This is a genomic window from Chromobacterium rhizoryzae (genome assembly GCF_020544465.1).
Taxonomy (GTDB): domain Bacteria; phylum Pseudomonadota; class Gammaproteobacteria; order Burkholderiales; family Chromobacteriaceae; genus Chromobacterium.
Window position 1 is genome coordinate 3,521,382 of the sequence record NZ_CP066126.1, and the last position, 18,678, is coordinate 3,540,059.

An 18,678-nucleotide genomic window follows, 5' to 3' on the forward strand; every position below is an offset into this window, starting at 1 on the left:
CTCCCTTGTGAGCGCTGGTTCAAAGTCCGCCGCGCGCCGGCGAGTCAGAGCGCGGCCGGGGCCACCTCGCGTGAAGCGAAACAGGCTTTGCGGCGGCGACGCGCAATCGAAATAGGAATTCGAGAGCGGCCCGGAGGGAAAGTTGCATCCGCCGGCGGCATGAAAAACCCGGGGGCGACGACCGCCGGCCCCGGGTTTTCGACTATATCACAGGCCGCCGCGGCTACACGCGCGCGCCATCCAGGTTGGATTTCATCTCGTAGCTCTGCTTGACATCGCCATTGCCGTCCACGCTTTCCAGCCTCACGTCGAAGCCCCACAGCCGGCACACATGCTTGAGCACCTCGTTGGCGCTGTTGTCGTCCAGCGGCCGCCTGTTGTGCATGGTGTGGCGCAGCACCAGGCTGCGGTCGCCGCGCACATTGACCGACCACACCTGGATATTGGGCTCGCGCGAACCCAGATTGTACTGCTCCGCCAGCTTGCCGCGGATGTCGCGGTAGCCCATGTCGTCGTGGATGGCGGACACTTCCAGCTTGTCGTCGTGGTCGTCGTCGCGGATGGAGAACAGACGGAAATCGCGAATCAGCTTGGGCGACAGATACTGCGAGATAAAGCTCTCGTCCTTGAAGTTCTTCATCGCGAACTCCAGGGACTCCCGCCACGGCGTGCCGGCCAGGTCCGGGAACCAGGCGCGGTCCTCGTCGGTGGGGGCTTCGCAAATGCGCTTGATGTCCTGATACATGGAGAAGCCCAGCGCGTACGGGTTGATGCCGTTGTACCAACGCGCCGTCACCGGCGGCTGGTACACCACATTGGTGTGGCTCTGCAAAAACTCCATCATAAAGCCGTCGGTGACCATGCCCTTGTCGTACAGGCGATTGAGGATGGTGTAATGCCAGAACGTGGCCCAGCCCTCGTTCATCACCTGGGTCTGCCGCTGCGGGTAGAAATACTGCGCCACCTTGCGCACGATGCGCACCACCTCGCGCTGCCAAGGCTCCAGCAGCGGCGCGGATTTCTCGATGAAGTACAGCAGGTTTTCCTGCGGCTCCGGCGGAAAACGCGGCGGCGCCTTGTCGCTGCCGTCCTTGTCGCGCTTGGGAATGGTGCGCCACAGATCGTTGACCTGGGTTTGCAGGTATTGCTCGCGCTCTTCCTGGCGCGCCTGCTCCTTGGCCAGCGACAGCTTCTGCGGCCGCTTGTAGCGGTCCACGCCGTAATTCATCAGCGCGTGGCAGCTGTCCAGCAAGTCCTCCACCGCGTCTATGCCGTAGCGCTCCTCGCACTTGGTGATGTAGCTCTTGGCGAACACCAGATAGTCGATGATGGCCGAGGCGTCGGTCCAGGCGCGGAACAGGTAGTTGCCCTTGAAAAAGCTGTTGTGGCCGTAAGCGGCGTGGGCGATCACCAGCGCCTGCATCGTCATGGAGTTTTCCTCCATCAGATAGGCGATGCAGGGGTTGGAGTTGATCACAATCTCATAGGCCAGCCCCATCTGGCCGCGCTTATAGCTCTTTTCGGTGGCGACGAAATGCTTGCCGTAGCTCCAGTGATGGTAGTTGACCGGCATGCCCACCGAGGCGTAGGCGTCCATCATCTGCTCGGCGGTGATGACTTCCAGCTGGTTGGGATAGACATCCAGCTTGAATTCATCCACCGCGATGGTGCGTATCTGCCGGTCGTACTCGTCGACCAGGTCGAAGGTCCATTCGGACCCGGTAGAAATCGGTGTCATGTTGCTCCCCCCTTGGCAAGACCGCTCAGAACCTGTTTACGATCTGCTGCGCGTCGGCGATACCGCGTTGAAACCGAGCTCAAAATGCTCATGTACCACGTGTACATTCCGCTTTTTCGCTCGTTTCCGCCTTGTCTCGCGAGATCATAAACACGTTCTCAGGCGGTGGCGGCGCGGCCATTGGCCGGCTGGCGCTTGAACAGTTCCCGGAAGACCGGGTAGATGTCGGAAGCCGAACGAATTTTCTGCATGGCGAACTGGCGGTTGCGTTCCTGCACCTTCAAGTATTCGTACCAGAGGTTTTGCGGCTCTCCTTCGGTGATCTCGATGTAGGCGAAGTACTGGCAGTAAGGCAGCAGGTCCTCCTCCATGATGCGGCCGCAGTTGGCGGAATCGCTGTCCCAGTTGTCGCCGTCGGACGCCTGGGCGGCGTAGATATTCCATTCGCTGCCGGCGTAGCGTTTCTTGACGATCTCCGCCATCAGATTGAGCGCCGAGGACACCACGGTGCCGCCGGATTCGCGCGAGTGGAAGAAATCCTCCTCGCTCACCTCCACCGCACTGGTGTGATGGCGGATGAACACCACCTCGATCTTCTCGTAATTGCGCTGCAGGAACAGGTAAAGCAGGATGAAGAAGCGCTTGGCCATGTCCTTTTTCTGCTCGTCCATGGAGCCGGACACGTCCATGATGCAGAACATCACCGCCTGACTGGTGGGCTTGGGCTGCTTGACCCGGTTGTTGTAGCGCAGGTCGAACGGGTCTATCCACGGAATGCTGGCGATGCGTTCGCGCAGCCGGTGAATGCTTTGCCGTTTTTCGCGGATTTCCGAGGTGTTGTCCTCGTCATCCTCCATCAGGGTGTCGAGTTCCTCCTCCGCATCGCCCAGCGTGGCCATGGTGGGCGCGGCCATCGCCACCCGCCGCGCCAGCGCGCCGCGCAGCGAACGCACGATATTGATGTTGGCCGGCGTGCCGTCGTTGGTGTAACCGGCGCGCACCGTCTTCATCTCCTCAATGCCCATCAGCTGGGTCTTGATCAGATTGGGCAGGGCCAGGTCGTCGAAGAACACGTTCATGAACTCTTCGCGCGACAGCTGGAACACGAAATCGTCCTCGCCCTCGCCGTCCTGGCTGGCCTTGCTGCCGCCTCCGCCCCCGCCGCCCTGTGGCCGCGGCAGGCGGTCGCCCTTGACGAACTCCTCATTGCCCGGGTGCACGTTTTCCGTCATGCCGCCCTTGCCGTGATGAAACACGGGTTCGGAAATATCCTTTACCGGAATCGAGACCTTCTCCCCGCTCTCGATATCGGTAATGCTGCGCCCCTTGACCGCCTTGGCGACGGCCTCCTTGATTTGGGCCTTGAAACGGCGCAGAAACCGTTCGCGGTTGACCGCGGACTTGTTCTTGCCGTTGAGGCGCCGATCGATGATGTGGGACATAAGCACCTCGCTTTGCCTGTGCCGACGGCGGCCGCCCGCGGGCGGCCATCGCCTGGCTTGCTGTTGTTATATTCTTCACCGCCCGGCGGCGACAGCGGCCGCGCGGGCGATTTCCGGCGCCGCCCCAGGCGGCGCCGGATCAGCGACGGCTTACGAGGACTTGCGCACTCGCAGATACCATTCGCACAACAGACGCACTTGCTTGGCGGTGTAGCCTTTTTCCACCATGCGGTTGACGAAGTCCTCGTGCTTCTTCGCATCCTCGGCGCTGGCCTTGGCGTTGAAGGAGATCACCGGCAGCAGCTCCTCGGTGTTGGAGAACATCTTCTTCTCTATCACCGTGCGCAGCTTCTCGTAGCTGGTCCAGGTGGGATTCTTGCCGCCGTTGTTGGCCCGCGCCCGCAACACGAAGTTGACGATCTCGTTGCGGAAGTCTTTGGGGTTGGAAATCCCGGCCGGCTTCTCTATCTTCTCCAGCTCCGCGTTCAAGGAGGTTCGGTCGAAAATCTCGCCGGTGTCCTGATCGCGGTACTCCTGATCCTGAATCCAGAAGTCCGCGAAGCTGACGTAGCGGTCGAAGATGTTCTGGCCGTATTCGGAGTAGCTTTCCAGATAAGCGGTTTGAATCTCCTTGCCGATGAACTCCACGTACTTGGGCGCCAGGTACTCCTTCAGGAAGGTCAGATACTTCTGCTCGATTTCCGCCGGGAACTGCTCGCGCTCAACCTGCTGCTCGATCACGTACAGCAAGTGCACCGGGTTGGCCGCCACTTCGCTGTGATCGAAGTTGAACACCTTGGACAGAATCTTGTAGGCGAAGCGCGTGGACAAGCCGCTCATGCCCTCGTCCACCCCCGCGTAATCGCGGTATTCCTGGATGGATTTGGCCTTGGGATCCGTATCCTTCAGATTGTCCCCGTCGTACACCTGCATCTTGCTGAACAGGCTGGAGTTTTCCGGCTCTTTCAGCCGCGACAACACCGCGAACTGCGACATCATCTTCAGCGTGCCCGGCGCGCACGGCGCGCGGCCCAGCGAAGAGTTGCGGATCAGCTTGTCGTAGATCTTGATCTCGTCGGACACGCGCAGGCAATACGGCACCTTGACGATGTAGATCCGATCCAGGAAAGCCTCGTTGTTCTTGTTGTTGCGGAACTGCTTCCACTCGGATTCGTTGGAGTGGGCCAGGATCACGCCTTCAAACGGAATCGCGCCAAAGCCCTCGGTGCCCTTGAAGTTGCCTTCCTGGGTGGCCGTCAGCAGCGGGTGCAAGACCTTGATCGGCGCCTTGAACATCTCCACGAATTCCAGCAAGCCCTGGTTGGCCAGGCACAAGCCGCCGGAGTAGCTGTAAGCGTCCGGGTCGTCTTGCGCGTATTTCTCCAGCTTGCGGATATCCACCTTGCCCACCAGCGACGAAATATCCTGATTGTTCTCGTCGCCCGGCTCGGTCTTGGCCACCGCGATCTGCTTGAGCACGGACGGATAGCGTTTGACCACGCGGAACTGGCCGATGTCGCCGTTGAACTCATGCAGCCGCTTCACCGCCCACGGGCTGGGGATGCTCTTCAGATAACGGCGCGGAATGCCGTATTCCTCTTCCAGCAGCGCCCCGTCCTCGTCGTAGTTGAACAGCGCCAGCGGAGACTCGTTGACCGGGCTGCCTTTCAGGCAATAGAACGGCACCAGCTCCATCAGCTCTTTCAGCTTCTCGGCAATGGACGATTTGCCGCCGCCCACCGGACCCAGCAAATAGAGGATCTGCTTCTTCTCTTCCAGGCCTTGCGCGGCGTGGCGGAAGTAGGACACCACCTGTTCGATCACCTCCTCGGTGCCGTAAAAATCACGGAACGCGGGATAGACCTTGATGACTTTGTTGGAAAAGATGCGGGACAGACGCGAATCGTGCCGAGTGTCCACCAGCTCCGGCTCGCCTATGGCGGCCAGCATGCGCTCTGCGGCGGTGGCGTAAGCGCCGGGGTCTTTCTTGCAGAGCTCCAGGTACTCCTGGATGGTGTACTCCTCCTCACGAGTCTTGTCGTAACGAGCAGCGTAGTGACTGAAGATATCCGGGTGCATGGCTCTCTCCTGGCAGGTAGCAGAGGCGCAAACGATATGCACGCGGCATCCGCTGCTCCCCTTGCTGAATTAGAGTATTCACATTGTTTCCGGCTTTCTTTTTCTGGGTATAGCATAACGCACAGCCTGGCAGGGCAAAACCGCGCCTGCACACAAAATATGAGATCGTGAGCCAGATTCAATACAAGTATTTGAAATGGATGGTGAATTCCGCCAGCTTTTTTTTGTAACGGAAGACGAGCGGCGTGTAAGCGGGAGTAAACGGAAATCGGCCCTAAAAAAACGCTTTGAGAATCAAACGTTTCCATCGCGGCGATTGAAACATTCACGCCGCGCAGCGCGGCGGAAAAAGAGAAGGGAATATAAAGGATGCGCCGCGCCCGCGCGGACTGCGGCGCTCAGCCTTTGCGCTGCACAATGCGCACGCCGATTTCATAGATGCGGCCGCGCTGCACCTCATTGCAGCGCTTCACCTCCACCACCGCCTCCAAGGGCTTGCCCGGCATGCCACCCACGCCCGGGGCCAGCACGATCACGGACAGACGCTCGCCGAACTGCGGCACAAAGGACGAGCGCAAGGCCATGCCGTCCACCGACAAATCCACGCACTCGCCGTAATGGGTTTCGCCGCTGATCAAAGAACGGATGCGAGCCTTGCAGCCCATGCTGATGCGACGCCCGCGCCGTCGATCCCGGTAAGGATCAAACGGCGACACCCGGCATCCTCCCGGCCTGGTGCGCCGCCAGCCAGTGCAGGCCCACGATGGACTTGCTGTCGCAGATCGCCCCGCTCAGCGTCATCTCCATCGCCTGGGCCACCGGCACCGTCAGCACCTCCAGGAATTCGCCCTCGTCCAGCCGGCTGCCCTGCTGGCTCAGCCCTTCCGCCAGGTAATAACTGATGCGCTCGTTGGAATAGCCAATGCACGGATAAGCGGTGCCCAGATACGTCCAGCGCTCCGCCGCGTAGCCGGTTTCCTCCAACAGCTCCCGCCTGGCCGTGGCCGCCGGGTCCTCGTCCGGGTCTATCTTGCCGGCGGGAATCTCCACGAACTCGCGGCCGGTCGGATAACGGTACTGGCGCTCCAGCACCAGCTTGCCGTCCGGCGTCAGCGCCAGCACCGCCACCGCGCCGGGGTGCAGAATGTATTCGCGCGTGGACGCCGCGCCGTCCGGCAGCGCCACCTCGTCTTTATGAACCTTGAGAAAACCGCCCTGATACACCAGCTCCGACGACAACTGCTTTTCAACCAGATCCACAATCACCCCTTAAAGTGTTCTGCAATGCCTGCTTTTCCAGGCGCTGATCACCGCCCAGCGCCACAGCAGCCGCGTCAACGCGTAGCCGATCACGGCAAAGGTCAGGCCCAGCGCCGGCAATCCCACCAGCAAGGGCCAGCCCAGCTCCGCCAGCCAATTCAGGCAGGCGTGCCACCAATCCGGCAAGCTCATCCGGTCCCAATTGGGCGGCGGCGTCATTGTACCCGCAGCCGGATTGCCCAGTAAAAGCTTGCCATAAGCATAAGCCAGAAAGTACAGCGGCAATACGGTCAAAGGGTTAGTGTACAGCGTGAACAACACCGCCACCGGCAGATTCACCCGCATCAGCAAAGCCAGCGCCACCGCCGTCACCTTTTGCGTGGGGCCGGGCATCAGCCCGGCGAACAAACCCACCCCCACCCCCATCGCCACCTTGCGGCGGTTCAGCGACCAATACGCCGGCCGGTCCAGATAGGGCGCCAGCCGTCGCAGGCCCGGCTTCTGAAACCAATGGTGCCGATAGGCAACCCATTTGCGTACCTTGCGTCTAAACCAAGTCATCTGGAATGTTTTGATCCTTGTGCGCGCGCGTTGCCGTTAAACCACACTCGGCGACGGGTAAAACGCGAAAAGCTTGTCAAAGCCACGTCGATAATTTAAACAAGCGTTTGAATTATTCGCCCAAGCGCAGGGCGAACCCAAACACGACAGACCTGGGCCGGATCGTCCAGGCCGCGCAAACCAACAGGAGAGACCCATGCCTGCATACCAAGCCCCGCTGCGGGATTTCGATTTCGTGCTCCACGAGCTGATCAAGGTACAGGACATCATCCCCACCCTGCCCGGCTACGAAGAAGCCACCCAGGACATCTTCCGCTCCTATCTGGAGGCCGCCGCCCAGTTCTGTGAAAGCGAACTGGCGCCGCTGAACCGCCAGGGCGACGAAGAAGGCTGTCACTACGACAGCACCACCAAATCCGTCACCACCCCGCCCGGCTTCAAGGAAGCCTACCAGCAATACTGTGAACTGGGCTTCCCGGCGCTGGACTGCGACCCGGCCTACGGCGGCCAGGGCATGCCCAAGGCGCTGGGCTTCCCCATCATGGAAATGCAGTGCTCCAGCAACGTGGCCTGGTCCATGTACCCCGGCCTGTCCCACGGCGCGTATTCTGCCATTCATGCCCACGGAACCGAAGCGCAAAAAGCGGCCTACCTGCCCAAACTGGTGGACGGCAGCTGGACCGGCACCATGTGCCTGACCGAACCGCACTGCGGCACCGACCTGGGCCTGCTCAAAACCCGCGCCGAACCCAACGGCGACGGCAGCTACAGCATTACCGGCACCAAGATTTTCATCTCCGCCGGTGAACATGATATGTCCGACAACATTATCCACCTGGTGCTGGCCCGCCTGCCGGACTCGCCCAAGGACGTGAAAGGCATCTCCCTGTTCATCGTGCCCAAATTCCATGACGACGGCAGCCGCAACCCCGTGGCCTGCGGCAGCCTGGAACACAAGATGGGCATCAAGGCCAACGCCACCGCGGTGATCAACCTGGACGGCGCCAAAGGCTATTTGATTGGCGAAGTCAACAAGGGCCTGTCCTGCATGTTCACCATGATGAACGCCGCCCGCCTGGGCTGCGGCATGCAAGGCCTGGGCATAGGCGAAGCCTCCTTCCAGGGCGCGCTGGCCTATGCGCGCGAACGCCTGCAAATGCGCTCGCTCTCCGGCGACAAATGCCCGGACAAGCCGGCGGACCCCATCATCGTCCACCCGGACGTGCGCCGCATGCTGCTGACCCAGAAAGCCTACACCGAGGCCGGCCGCGCGCTGACCAGCCTGCTGGCGCTGCAACTGGACATTGAAGACAAACACCCGGACGCCGACGCCCGCCAGGACGCCGCCGACCTCGTGGCCCTGCTCACCCCGGTGGCGAAAGCCTTCATGACCGACAACGGCTACGAAGCCGCCAACCTGGGCATGCAAGTGTTCGGCGGCCACGGCTACATCCGCGAATGGGGCATGGAGCAACTGGTGCGCGACTGCCGCATCTCCCAAATCTACGAAGGCACCAACGGCATCCAGGCCATCGACCTGCTGGGCCGCAAAGTGCTGATGGACCAGGGCCAGAAGCTGCGCAAGTTCACCAAGCAAATCCACAAGTTCTGCCAGGCCAATGAAGGCAACGACAAGCTGGCCGACTACGTGGCCCCGCTGTCCAAGCTGTTGAAAGACGTGGGCGAAGTGACCATGGGCATCGGCATGGCCGGCATGCAGAACCGCGACGAAGCCGGCGCGGCCGCCACCGACTACCTGCGCCTGATCGGCCACCTCAGCTACGCCTGGCTGTGGGCGCGGATGGCGGAAGTGGCTCATTCCAAGCTGGGCGGCGGCGAAGACGGCTTCTACCAGGCCAAGATCCTGACCGGCCGCTTCTATATGAGCAAGCTGTTCCCGGAAGTGCACAGCCTGCTGGCCAAGCTCAAGGCTGGCGCTAAGCCGTTGATGGAATTGCAGGACGAGCACTTCGCGTTCTAAGAACCTGTTCAATGTCTGCTGCGCTTCAGCGATACGGCGTTGAAAACCAGCTCAAAATGCTCATGTACCACGAGTACATTCCGCTTTTTCGCTCGTTTTCGCCTTGTCTCGCCCTTGCTCGCGAGATGTTGAACAGGCTCTAAGCCACTTACGATAGTGAAACGGAAACGGCCCCTCGGGGCCGTTTTTCTTTTGCCGCCGTCCGCCCCTCACCCAGCCTGGCCTTGAGCCATCACGACATTGATTCATAAAAAACGAATACAAAGCTAATTATATTTCACTTTTAACGAATAAAAGGGCTTCGTAAAATGGTCGCCATGGATACACCGCGCCGACGGCAGCGGAACCTTCGCATTCATTCACCCCAATACCAGAGGCCCTCTCATGATTACCCTGAACGTATTCTTCAACGTCAAAGCCGAAAGCCAACAAGACTTCCTCACCCTGCTCAACACCATGGTGCGGGAATCCAATAAGGAAACCGGCTGCAACTACTACCAGCTTTGGCAGCAAGCCGGTGAGCCGCTGCGCTACGCGCTGATCGAACTGTGGGACAGCAAAGAGCGCCTGGCCGAACACCAGAAAACACCGCACTGGATCGCCTTCAACGACCGCGTCAACGACTATCTGGACGGTCAGTATGATGAGCACCACTACTCCGAACTCGCCCGCTAAGAACCTGTTTACGATCTGCTGCACGCCGTGAAGTCTTGCACGGTGAGTACAAGCTCAAAATGCTCATGTGCCACTTGTACATTCCGCTGTCTCAGCGGTTTCCGCCTTGTCTCGCTCTTGCGCGCGAGATTTTGAACAGGCTCTAATACACACAGCACAAAACCAAACGGCCCCGAAGGGCCGTTTTTTCATGACCAACGCGCTCAGCGCTGGCGGCCCCGGCCGCGCTTCTTGCGCCGCTGTTGCTGTTGCGTCTCCGCCAACTGCTCCAGGCACAGATATAGCTGCTGTACCGCCTCCACATGCTGCGCCAGATCCACCCGTTCCACCGCCAGGTTGATCAACATTTCCAGATAATTGAAGAAGCCCTTGCACAGGCCGATGCGGTAACTCTTGTCGGCAAAATCCATATCGCTGGCAATGCGGAACAACAGCCCACGCGCCGCATGCTGACGGTTGGTCTTCAACAACTGCGCCAGATGCGCCGCGTACTGACGGCCAATCGCGCAGGCCTCGAAATAATCCTTGGGCTCCGCCGGCTGCCAGTAATGCGGATAAGTGCGGCCCGGCACGCGGCGGACAAAGGGCAGACGAAGGTCTTTGGCTTCGCTGGAGGGGAAGCGGTAGCGGGAACGGCGGGGGTTTGAGAAATCAGACATGGGCAACCTCTTACTAGAAGTGCGTGAAAACCAGCGGCTGCCGGTCAGGCAGACGCAACGCAAGTTTGGAAAACGTGCTGAAAACAGCACCTCGCCTGCAGTCGATGGGTTCTCACGGCCCAGTGCCGGGATGAAACGGCACGGAGGGATTGTTGCCTAGAGAGGGACGGGGGTCAAGACCATACAGCCTGACTACCTTACGCAGACAACACTGACGAGACAGCAAAATGCAAAATAGCAAACAATTATGACGGCAATTAAATCAAAACAACCCAATGAAACCACAAAACAAATCATTCCTTTTCTCGTGACTTCTTTTCCACCAGACGTTCTGCAATTTCGATATCAATACCTAAAGCCTGTCTTACCTTGACCTTTCTTCCACGAAGATAACTTTTATACTCACCCGCTAGCAAAGTCCACACCATGCCTACCCCAGAGAGAACCAACAAAATGAGCATCATACTTCCATATACAGCACTGGCATGCTCATTCCAAAAATAACTATAACCTCTCAAACCAGCAAAAAAAGCCCCAAGCTCAACAAATATCAAAAAGCAGTAGAGTACAGAAAAATGCATACCAGACACCCGCCCCATTAACTTAAAAGCCAGCCCTCCCCCTATCAAAGCAAGGAACCCTATCCACAATCGCATCAGAACGCTTTCAAATTTAGAGCACATCCAACCATTTCGTACGGCTGAGTAACTTTCACAATAAAGCCCGTCAGGCATATTAAGCGCCCAAGCACGAGGTATCGAAATCAATTGCTTCTGAAAAACCACAAAAGCTAATAACCACAAAGCACACAACAAAATTATAAAAATATTTCTTTTCATAGACCACCTAGATAAAACCATTAGTTACATAAACAAAAAACGACATTCGCATTTACTACCAAATCATAAAACTCAAGCATCATCACTACCTCACGAACATATTTTCTGAGAGCCTTAGTAACAACCACGCAACTCACAGACCATATTAATCATCACAGCCAAGCTGATACTTAATTTATACAAACAGCATTAATCTTCAGTCGAACACATTACGCACAACCTTACACAACAATCAAACTACTCTACAGTTCTCCCTGACCTGCCATCTAAGCTTCGCTCCATTAGCAGATGAGCTCGCCACGAGGTATAGGGAAGTGTCGTTCGACTAGCCACCAACTAACGTCGAGGGTTTCAAGTTCTCCGCCTCCAACACCCACCCCTTTTTATTTCCGCATACCACCTCCGTGTACGCATCGGCTTTGCCGAATGAGGTCTTACCTACTCGGCAGGATGTACCTGCTTGAATCGTGAAGGCCGGCCTGTCGCGGGCATCGTTCACAGCAGCGTAAGCGAAGGTGTCACGGCTTGTGATTGCCTCCGTCATTGGATCGGAGCAGCTGAACAAAGCGCCAACAAGGGAAACCAGAAGAACTGGCTTGATCATTTTTGTGGTATCTGCCGTTTCACCAGAGAACAACATTCTGCCCAACCACACGCAATGGTGTCATCATACCGAAGACCGGCCAGGTAGTGCCCTACCCACATACAGCAACTTACAGAGTTGGCCACTTGGGGTCATACACAGAGCAACACGGGCGTCAAACTGTCATACAGCAAAGATTTTGGCGATTTTCTTTAAAGGTTCAAAACATGCCTGCCAACTCCTTCTGCTCGCTCCTTAGCGGCATAGCTCTTTGTACTCTTACCCTTACTGCTACGGCTTCGTCCCTTTACCAAGGCGTTATCACTGCCAGGAATGCCGGCGCGGGAAAAACCTGCTTCTCGGTGGATAGCTACCGATCAGCCAACAAGTCCATTGCCATCCCTGCCAAGGGGCTGGTTTTAACTTCCATCACGGTTTACACGACAACGGCGGATGGCGCTCAAGCGATTTGGCAAATGGATGCGTCCTCGCGAAACGAAGCGGAGCTGTACAAGGTCAAGTCAGCTGAATGTTTGATTTATGGCGAAACGGTTCCAGGGAAGTACAAGGTGAAGCAAGCCCCCAAACCTTTCCCAAGCTCAAGCCCATTGGAAGTTGTAACCACCTACTGGCATCCAAGCGGATTTGCAAATGGTTTGACGCTAGGTGGTACGTTTTGCTCAACGGCAAATGGTGTCATGACGGCCTCCGAAGACGGTAACTGCCCTAACCAAAGCGCTTCCAAGAAAAAAACCAAGTCATTTTAAGCGCGTAACCTTCACTCGTCATGGGACAAAGCAGCAAGAGCAGCTGTTACGGGACCCAGCCGTTACCTTAAAGGTCAAAGAATGTACGCAAACGCCCTACTTTCACTCCTTGGCGGCATGATTATTGGTGCGGCCGCCCTCGACGCCTGCGCTTCATCTCTTTACCAAGGCACTATCACTACCCGGAATACGGGGGCAGGAAAAGTCTGCTTCTCAGTAGACAACTACAGATCGGCAAACACGTCCATTGCCATCCCTTCCAAGGGGCTGGTTTTGACTTCCATCACGGTTTACTCGGAAACGGCCAACGGTGCGCAAGCCATCTGGAAAATTAATGCAGCGTCCCGAAACGAAGTAGAACTCTACAAAGTCAAGTCTGGTGAATGTTTGATTTACGGAGAAGTCATTGCTGGCAAATACACAGTGAGCCAAGCTCCGAAGCCACTACCGGCCTCAACTCCGTTAGAGGTTGTAGCAACGTTTTGGTACCCAGCAGAATTCAATAATATTTTGTCCATGGGAGGAAAGTTTTGCTCAATGGCAAATGAAATCATCGAGGTCTCCGAAGACGGTAACTGCCCTAGTCAAAGCGCCCCTAAGGAAAAAGCCAAATCCCTGTAAGAGCCTGTTCAAAGTCTCGCGAGCAAGAGCGAGACAAGGCGAAAACGAGCGAAAAAGCGGAATGTACAGGTGGTACATGAGCATTTTGAGCTCGTTTTCAACGCCGTATCGCCGAAGCGCAGCAGACTTTGAACAGGTTCTAAGCCTTTTGACCACAACACCATAAACAGAACAGCCTCTCAAACGAGAGGCTGCTTCCTATTCAAACACCAGCTTAGATGGACTTCAGCTCCCGCAACGCTTCCGGGTGCTGTACAGCCACCCGCAGCAAGGTTTGCGCCGCGCCGGTGGGCATGCGCCGGCCTTGCTCCCATTCCTGCAGCGTGCGCTTGCTGACATCCAGCAATGCCGCGAACTCCGTCTGGGACATGCCCATCTGCGAACGCGCTTGTGCCGCCAGCGTGGGCGTGACCTGAGTGCGCCGGGTGGCCTGGTCCGCCTTCATCTGGCGCACGGACTCCAGCAGTTCCGCTCCCAGATCGCGCAGGGCGTCCCGAGCGGCCAGTTCTTTTTCAGTCGGCATCGATAGTCTCCTTGATCGATCTGAGAGTTTTAGTGCTTTGAAACCTTGCATAGCTACACAGGAAACCGCGTATCCGATGCGCCCTAGGTCCCTTCAAGCCTGCCGTCGGGTGGCAGGCCCGAGGTCTTAGCTACGCAGAAACTTCGCTTCGCTCGTTTTAAGCGGCTGCTTTGTTTGAGCGATTTGACGTTAGCAAATTAACACTGAGCGAATCAACGATTCGCACGTAGAGAGTTCAGCCGCGCCTCGGGCCTGACGGGAACCGGCGGGAAGCCGTAGGCCAGGCTTGCAGGGCGGCCTTTAGGGGTGTCTACGTGCGAATCTTTGATTCGCTCAGTGATAAGGATATTTGGCCAAGCAAATATCCTTTCCCTGTACGCAGGAGCAGTCCCGGCAATGAAAACCATCATCCGCGCAGCGGATTCAATCCACTGGGCAATGAATTAACCCAAAAAAAATCGGGAACAGGCTCTCAGGTAAATACAAGCCACCACAGGAATCTACCGCTCAAGCTCCCGCAAACCAGTACAACACCTGACCCGCCCCCTCACCCAGCCTTAAACGCCTCAAAAAACCCCCACCACCGGCACAGGTGATTGATCCGAAACCAAACGCCCCCCTCCACCGGGAATACTATGACGCCCCGTAGGTACACAGACGAGCGGGACAGGCCAGTAAGGCACTCGCCGATTGTGGCGCATCAAACGGAGGCCATAGCGGCCTTGACCGTACTGTTAAGGCACATGGGCCGCACACTTTGGGTCCTGGGCATTTGGAAGCCAGGCTTCGGTAATAGGTGTAACCATGCTAAGAACTGCGGCAAATAACACGGACCAAACTCCGACAGAGGCTTTCGCTCGTAAGGCTGCTGCTGCGGCTGGCGACCTTGAAAGGCGCGATGCGGCCCAGAAAACGAATGTGAGCAACCCAAGAATGACAGTGGCTAGCGATGTCGTCACGCCATAAGCCAGAGTAAATGAGTTTGTGGGATGCCAACTACACCAATTTTTCGGCGTGTAGAGCCAAACCCCGTAAGGATTTGCCGACCTGAACCATACAGCGAGACCTACGGCAACGAGAAACGTTGCCAAGGCAATGAGAGAAGCTATGCGCTGTGAGCGGTATCTAGTCATACGCCCTAACGTGAAAAAAATACACCTGTGTAGGCGTAGATTTGGTTTGTCTATGTGTGTAACTCAGCATGATACGCGGTATTTTCTTTGACATCCTTGGAGTGGTCGTGGACTACACCAACATGGCATTGAAGAGACCCGCTTGGCTGGCCAATTCCGTAACCAAGCTGGAATAACCTCTGTCATGCTTGGCGCAGTAGATTTTCTTGTTGATTCTCCGCCCACCGAGCGCCGCTGATAAAGACACGCTTGCCCGAGCCCGCAGCCAGGCAGCACACGATGCAAGCATTGCCCATCTCTCTCCCCAAGATTTTTCTATAGCGCCATTTGTCAGCATTATAACTCTGACTTTGGCGAACAACACCATCGGCATATTTCGCCACCATGTCAGGCGTTGAAGGCGCGACTGACCCTTGCATGCCCCAGGTCAGTCTCGCTGGGGATGCCCAAGACACCTATAAGAGTTCGGAGTGAGTCCGGAATTTTGTATAAAGCAGTCATTGCCATTCGGATCACTGAAAAGCTGCTAAGGCCGAGAAGCAGAACCCTCCCTCCAAATCATCATTCAGGCTATAAACTCCCCACCCCCTCAAAAAACCCCAGCGCCCGCGCATCGCCGGCATAAGCGACATTAATCCGCAGCCAGTCATTGTCCTCGCCGCCTGGCATGAAGCCGCTGCCCGGCGACAGCAGCACGCCGCGCTTGGCGGCCTCCGCCTGCATGTCCTCGAAGCTGTGGCGGCCGGTGCGCGCCCAGACGAACATGCCGCCCTGCGGCTCCGCGAACACTTGCCAGCCGTTAGCCTCCAGCGTTTGCAGCGTGGCGGCCATTTGCCGGTTCAGCCGCAGCCGCAGCCTTTGCGTCAGCTTGCGGTAAGCGCCGCTAGACAAGAGCTGGGCCGCCACGCATTCCGCAAAGCGCTGGGTGCCGATGCCGGTGTACATCTTGATATTGGCCAGTTGGCGGATCAGTTCCGGCTGGGCCAGCACATAGCCGACGCGCAGCGAGCAGCTGAGGGTTTTGGAGAAGCTGGATACGTAGATCACCCGCCGCAGCGAATCCAGCGCCGCCAGGCGCACGCCGGGGTGGTTCTGGAAATCCGCGTAGATGTCGTCTTCCACAATCAGAAAGTCATGGGCCTCGGCCAGTTGCAGCAGGCGGTGCGCCACCGCCGGCGTCACGCAGGTGCCGGTGGGGTTGTGGAACAGGCTGTTGATGAACAGGCATTTGGGCCGCTGCCGGGCCAGGATGGCTTCCAGCGCCGCCAGGTCCGGCCCGTTGCCGGCGCGCGGCACCGCCAGCATTTCTATGCCGTGGAATTTCAGCAGGTTGAACAGATTGTAGTAGCCGGGGCTTTCCACCAGCACGGTGTCGCCGGGCTTGAGCAGCGCGCGCGCCAGCAGGTCCAGCGCGTGGCTGCCGCCGTTGGTGGTGAGGATTTGCTCCTGCTCCACATGGATGTCGATCTGGCGCAGCCGCTGTTGCAGTTGCCGGCGCAAGGCCGGCAGGCCCAGCGGGGTGCTGTAATCGAACAGGTCCGCCGGCTGACAGCGGGTGATGTGGCGGATGGCGTAGCCCAGTTCTTCCTGGTCCCGCCAGCTGTCCGGCACCCAGCCGCAGCCCAGCTTCAGCTGTTCGCCGCTGTCGCTGAACTGGCCCCAGGCCGGCTCCATGGTTTCCCGCCATTCGCTTTCTTCGCGGCCCGGCGGCGCGGCCACGAAGAAGCCGGCGCCGTGGCGCGATTCCAGCAGGCCCAACGCCACCAGCCGGTCGTAGGCGTCGATCACGCAGGACTGGCTGAGCTGCTGCTCCTTGGCCAGTTGGCGGATGGAGGGCAGCCGGGTGCCGGGGCGGACGCGGCTGAGCCGTATCCAGGCGTGCAGTTGATCGGCGATTTGCTGCGCCAGCGGCTGCCGGCTGGCGCGGTCGAGTTCTAGCTGCATGGCGGGCTCACTGTTTGCTGATAATGAGCAAACAGTTAAGCGCAAATGGCCGCCGCTGTCACTTGTTGCCGTCATGGGTGGGCCGGATAGTGGCGTGTCGCGCGGCCCGCCGCACCCTTTATCCTAGCCAGGCCTCACCTTATGACCGTCCCACTGTCCACCCACACTGTTTGTCCCGCCGTGTCTCTTTTATTCCCGGAGGCGGCATGAACACGCGCCACCCTGCCCGGCTGGCCTTCGGCCTGTGCCTGATCACGTGCGCAGTGAATCTGCAAGCGCCGCTGTACACCGCTTACGCGCAGTTGGCCGGCCAGGGCGCGGCGGCCACCGCCACCGCGTTTTCCGCCTATGTGCTGGGGGTGTTGCCGGTGCTGCTGGCGCTGGGCGGCCTGCCGGACCGGCTGGGACGCAAGCCCCTGATCCTGGCGGCGCTGACGCTGGCGATGCTGGCCACCGCCGTCATGGCACTGTGGCCACGGCTGGAGGCCTTGGCCGTGGCGCGCTTTCTGCTGGGCTGCGGCACCGCGCTGGCTTCCGCCGCCGGCGTCGCTTATATGGGGGAATTGATGGCGGAGCCGGACGGCCGCCGCGCCACTTTGTGGGTGACGGCCAGCACCTCGCTGGGCTTTGGCCTGGGCGCAGCGCTGACCAGCGTGTGCCTGCTGTGGCAGAGCACGCTGACGCCGGCCAGCTTTTGGCTGCATCTGGCGCTGGCCGGCGCGGCGCTGCTGGCGGTGGCGGGCTTGCCGGACCCGGCCCCGCGCGGCCGCCATACGGCGATGCTGCGCCCGCCCTATTTCCCCGCCGGCAGCTTGCCCTTCGGCTTGGCCATTCTGCTGGCCTGGGCGGCGGTGGGGCTGGTGATCGCGCTGCTGCCCTCGGTGCTGGCCGCGCATGGGCTGGCGCGCTGGTCCGGGTTTTCCACTTTCACCGTGATCAGCTGCGGCCTGCTGTTCCAGCCGCTGGCCCGCGCGATGCCGCCCAGCCGCGCCGCCCGTCTGGGCATGCTGGTGCTGCCGCCCAGCTACGCGCTGCTGGCCTGGGGCGCGACCCAGGGTTCACTGGCGGCGGTGTTGCTCGGCGCGCTGGGCGCGAGCAGCTCCTGCTACGGCTTCACTTATCTGGGCGGTTTGTCCGCGGTGAACGCGCTGGCCGGCGCAGAGAAGCCGCGCGCCAGCGCCGGTTTCTTTCTATTGGCCTATATCGGCTTCAGCTTGCCGGTGATCTTCACCGGCCTGCTGGTGGACCGCCTGGGCGCGCCCGCCGCCCTGCTGCTGTTCGGCCTGGCGCTGGCCGCCGGCGCGGCCCTGGTTGCCCGGGCGATTGGGCGGAGCGCGGCGGCAAACGCCATGCTTCCCGCCATGGCGGCGGCCAGCCGGCACGATTAGCCGCGGGTGGCAAGGCCTAAGAACGGGTTCAAAGTCCCGCGCTTTCAGCATGCTATTGACCGCAAAGACATTGGCGATAGCATGCGAAGAATGTCCAAAGGGTTTGGCTTTGCAGGCAAGGCATTGCAAATAGCGTCAGCCCACGAATAACGGCTGAAATAAACACTCCCCTGCCACAGGCATTTGCATACCTTTGCGTATCAGTTGGCATTAGGCGCTTTTGCTTTATCAATAACTGGCACTGATGCTCTTATTGCTGCGGACCTTGTAGCCGCCGCCTTCTTCACCCCTGAAAGAATGGGCAAAATCAACAATATAATCTTCAGACAACAACTCTTTTGAAAGCACCCTCATTTACCCACTTGTAAGATGGTGCTAGCATGCGTTGTGACACAGGGGACACCAATGACTTTAATTCCCTCAAGAAGGGCCGGCCTTCCTTCTGACGAAACCTGGCCCTCCGCCCAAAAGCAGCCCAATCATCA

The 18,678-nt window shown here is 58.7% G+C and carries 15 protein-coding genes; 5 read left to right on the forward strand and 10 right to left on the reverse strand.

Annotation, left to right across the window (positions count from 1 at the left end):
* Positions 1 to 223: 223 nt before the first annotated feature.
* The 6 genes from JC616_RS15830 to JC616_RS15855 form a co-directional block, all read right to left on the reverse strand.
* Positions 224 to 1,738: a SpoVR family protein gene (locus JC616_RS15830; protein WP_107799856.1), complete on the reverse strand. Its 1,515-nt coding sequence runs from the start codon at positions 1,736 to 1,738 to the stop codon at positions 224 to 226.
* 158 nt (positions 1,739 to 1,896) lie between these two features.
* On the reverse strand, positions 1,897 to 3,180 hold the full coding sequence (locus tag JC616_RS15835) for a YeaH/YhbH family protein (RefSeq protein ID WP_107799857.1): 1,284 nt from the start codon (positions 3,178 to 3,180) through the stop codon (positions 1,897 to 1,899).
* Between the two features lie 150 nt (positions 3,181 to 3,330).
* On the reverse strand, positions 3,331 to 5,259 hold the full coding sequence (locus JC616_RS15840; RefSeq protein WP_081545718.1) for a PrkA family serine protein kinase: 1,929 nt from the start codon (positions 5,257 to 5,259) through the stop codon (positions 3,331 to 3,333).
* A 398-nt stretch (positions 5,260 to 5,657) separates the two neighbouring features.
* Positions 5,658 to 5,975 (reverse strand): PilZ domain-containing protein, encoded by a 318-nt coding sequence (locus JC616_RS15845; protein WP_081545720.1) that lies wholly within the window; start codon positions 5,973 to 5,975, stop codon positions 5,658 to 5,660.
* Positions 5,962 to 6,519, reverse strand: a complete 558-nt coding sequence (locus JC616_RS15850) for an NUDIX domain-containing protein (protein WP_264372981.1) — start codon at positions 6,517 to 6,519, stop codon at positions 5,962 to 5,964. Before JC616_RS15850 ends, JC616_RS15845 begins: the two co-directional genes overlap by 14 nt.
* 9 nt (positions 6,520 to 6,528) lie before the next feature.
* Positions 6,529 to 7,080, reverse strand: coding sequence for a DUF2062 domain-containing protein (locus JC616_RS15855; RefSeq protein ID WP_019100393.1), 552 nt, complete (start codon positions 7,078 to 7,080; stop codon positions 6,529 to 6,531).
* 196 nt (positions 7,081 to 7,276) lie between these two features.
* Between JC616_RS15855 and JC616_RS15860 the strand changes: the two genes are divergently transcribed.
* Together JC616_RS15860 and JC616_RS15865 are read left to right on the forward strand one after the other, a co-directional pair.
* Complete coding sequence (locus JC616_RS15860) at positions 7,277 to 9,061, forward strand: acyl-CoA dehydrogenase C-terminal domain-containing protein (RefSeq protein ID WP_227104176.1); 1,785 nt, start codon at positions 7,277 to 7,279, stop codon at positions 9,059 to 9,061.
* Positions 9,062 to 9,445: 384 nt separating this feature from the next.
* Positions 9,446 to 9,736, forward strand: coding sequence for a putative quinol monooxygenase (locus JC616_RS15865; protein WP_107799859.1), 291 nt, complete (start codon positions 9,446 to 9,448; stop codon positions 9,734 to 9,736).
* 203 nt (positions 9,737 to 9,939) lie between these two features.
* Here the strand turns inward: JC616_RS15865 and JC616_RS15870 are convergent, their stop codons facing one another.
* Together JC616_RS15870 and JC616_RS15875 are read right to left on the reverse strand one after the other, a co-directional pair.
* On the reverse strand, positions 9,940 to 10,395 hold the full coding sequence (locus JC616_RS15870) for a hypothetical protein (protein WP_227104177.1): 456 nt from the start codon (positions 10,393 to 10,395) through the stop codon (positions 9,940 to 9,942).
* A 293-nt stretch (positions 10,396 to 10,688) separates the two neighbouring features.
* Positions 10,689 to 11,234, reverse strand: coding sequence for a hypothetical protein (locus tag JC616_RS15875; RefSeq protein WP_227104178.1), 546 nt, complete (start codon positions 11,232 to 11,234; stop codon positions 10,689 to 10,691).
* 810 nt (positions 11,235 to 12,044) lie between these two features.
* On the opposite strand from JC616_RS15875, the gene JC616_RS15880 reads away from it, so the two are divergent.
* Both JC616_RS15880 and JC616_RS15885 read left to right on the forward strand, forming a co-directional pair.
* Entirely contained in the window at positions 12,045 to 12,584 is a 540-nt protein-coding gene (locus JC616_RS15880) for a hypothetical protein (RefSeq protein ID WP_227104179.1), read from the forward strand.
* An 81-nt stretch (positions 12,585 to 12,665) separates the two neighbouring features.
* Positions 12,666 to 13,205: a hypothetical protein gene (locus JC616_RS15885; RefSeq protein ID WP_227104180.1), complete on the forward strand. Its 540-nt coding sequence runs from the start codon at positions 12,666 to 12,668 to the stop codon at positions 13,203 to 13,205.
* A 214-nt stretch (positions 13,206 to 13,419) separates the two neighbouring features.
* On the opposite strand, the gene JC616_RS15890 is transcribed toward JC616_RS15885, so the two are convergent.
* Both JC616_RS15890 and JC616_RS15895 read right to left on the reverse strand, forming a co-directional pair.
* Positions 13,420 to 13,728, reverse strand: a complete 309-nt coding sequence (locus JC616_RS15890; protein WP_227104181.1) for a helix-turn-helix domain-containing protein — start codon at positions 13,726 to 13,728, stop codon at positions 13,420 to 13,422.
* 1,703 nt (positions 13,729 to 15,431) lie between these two features.
* Entirely contained in the window at positions 15,432 to 16,805 is a 1,374-nt protein-coding gene (locus tag JC616_RS15895) for an aminotransferase-like domain-containing protein (RefSeq protein ID WP_227104183.1), read from the reverse strand.
* A gap of 206 nt (positions 16,806 to 17,011) precedes the next feature.
* Between JC616_RS15895 and JC616_RS15900 the strand changes: the two genes are divergently transcribed.
* On the forward strand, positions 17,012 to 18,193 hold the full coding sequence (locus JC616_RS15900) for an MFS transporter (RefSeq protein ID WP_227104184.1): 1,182 nt from the start codon (positions 17,012 to 17,014) through the stop codon (positions 18,191 to 18,193).
* Positions 18,194 to 18,678 lie beyond the last annotated feature (485 nt).